Source organism: Syntrophomonas sp. UBA5494, assembly GCF_002426325.1.
Window position 1 is genome coordinate 17,717 of record NZ_DIPG01000079.1, and the last position, 584, is coordinate 18,300.

1 protein-coding gene is annotated in these 584 nt (G+C 47.4%); it reads left to right on the forward strand.

Annotated elements, in window-relative coordinates:
• Positions 1 to 30 precede the first annotated feature (30 nt).
• Positions 31 to 584: FAD-dependent thymidylate synthase (gene thyX / locus B3W37_RS08880; protein WP_483175438.1), on the forward strand; the 554-nt coding region annotated here is incomplete at its 3' end.

Genomic DNA, 584 nt, shown 5'->3' on the forward strand with positions numbered 1-584 from the left:
GCAAAACTTATTATACGAGGAGGTGTGGTAATGATAATTGAAAAACCATGTATAATGGTACCTGTCCATGCGCTGGCGGAGGAATTGTTAACCAGGCTGGAGCGCTATGCCCGGGTATGTTATAAATCTGAAGACCGCATGGAAAAACAATCCAACCCCGGTTTTTTGAAAAATCTGCTTAAAAGGGGCCACGAATCTATTATTGAGCATGAAAAGGCCACCGTTCTTTTTATAACTGACCGCGGTGTGACCCACGAAATGGTAAGGCATCGCATTGCCGCCTATTCCCAGGAATCCACCCGCTACTGTTCCTATAACAAGGATAAATTCGGAAATGAAATTACGGTAATTGAGCCCTATTTTTATAATGATTGGCCGGAGGCCCGTACTCTCTGGGAAGAGGCATGTCTGACGGCGGAAAAAAACTATATGGCACTTCTGGCGGCAGGCTCCTCACCTCAGGAAGCCCGTTCGGTGCTACCCAATTCCTTAAAAACCGAGATTGTAGTTACCTATAATCTGCGGGAATGGCGCCATTTCTTCCGCTTGCGCTGTGATGCGGCCGCCCATCCCCAGATGAGACA